Genomic DNA, 1106 nt, shown 5'->3' with positions numbered 1-1106 from the left:
CCCTACGACGCCCTGCTCCTGCTCTCCTTCGGCGGCCCGGAGGGCCCGGACGACGTGGTCCCGTTCCTGGAGAACGTGACGCGCGGGCGCGGCATCCCCAAGGAGCGTCTGAAGGAGGTCGGGCAGCACTACTTCCTGTTCGGCGGGGTCAGTCCGATCAACGACCAGAACCGCGCCCTGCTCCAGGCGCTGCGCAAGGACTTCGCCGAGCACGGCCTGGACCTGCCGGTCTACTGGGGCAACCGCAACTGGGCGCCGTATCTGACGGACACGCTGCGCGAGATGGTCCGCGACGGCCGCCGCCGGATCCTGGTCCTGGCCACCAGCGCCTACGCCTCGTACTCGGGCTGCCGCCAGTACCGGGAGAACCTCGCCGACGCGCTGGCGGCCCTGGAGGGCGAGGGCCTGGAGGTGCCGAGGGTGGACAAGCTGCGGCACTACTTCAACCACCCGGGCTTCGTGGAGCCCATGGTCGACGGGGTGCTGCGGTCTCTCGCCGAGCTGCCCGAGGACGTCCGCGACGGCGCGCACATCGCCTTCTCCACGCACTCGATCCCGACGGCCTCTGCCGACACCTCCGGCCCGGTCGAGGGCCACGGTGACGGCGGCGCGTACGTGCGCCAGCACCTGGACGTGGCGCGGCTGATCGCCGGCGCGGTGCGCGAGCGCACCGGCGTCGATCATCCCTGGCAGCTGGTGTACCAGTCCCGTTCCGGCGCGCCGCACATCCCGTGGCTGGAGCCGGACATCTGCGATCACCTGGCAGAGCGGCACGCCGCCGGGGTTCCGGCGGTGGTGATCGCCCCGATCGGTTTCGTCTCCGACCACATGGAGGTGCTGTACGACCTCGACACGGAGGCCAGGGCCAGGGCGCGGGAGCTGGGGCTGGCGATGGGCCGCTCGGCGACCGTGGGTGATGATCCGCGGTTCGCCGCCGCGATCCGCGACCTGGTGCTGGAGCGGGCCGCGGTGGAGCGCGGCCGGCAGGTCACGCCGTGCGCCCTGGGCTCGCTCGGGGCGAGCCATCAGCTCTGCCCGGTCGGCTGCTGCCCGGCCCGTGCCCCCCGGCCCGCCGCGGCGGGCGCCGACAGCCCCTACGCGTGAGG

The 1106-nt window shown here is 73.2% G+C and carries 1 protein-coding gene; it reads left to right on the top strand.

Translation table 11 applies throughout. The annotated features are described in order from the left end of the window. Positions 1-1104: ferrochelatase (locus tag ACFW6P_RS32105; protein WP_386425815.1), on the top strand; the 1104-nt coding region annotated here is incomplete at its 5' end. Between the last annotated feature and the right edge of the window lie 2 nt (positions 1105-1106).

The organism is Streptomyces sp. NPDC058741 (genome assembly GCF_042746715.1).
Lineage (GTDB): Bacteria > Actinomycetota > Actinomycetes > Streptomycetales > Streptomycetaceae > Streptomyces.
This window is presented reverse-complemented; position numbering and strand designations above follow the sequence as displayed.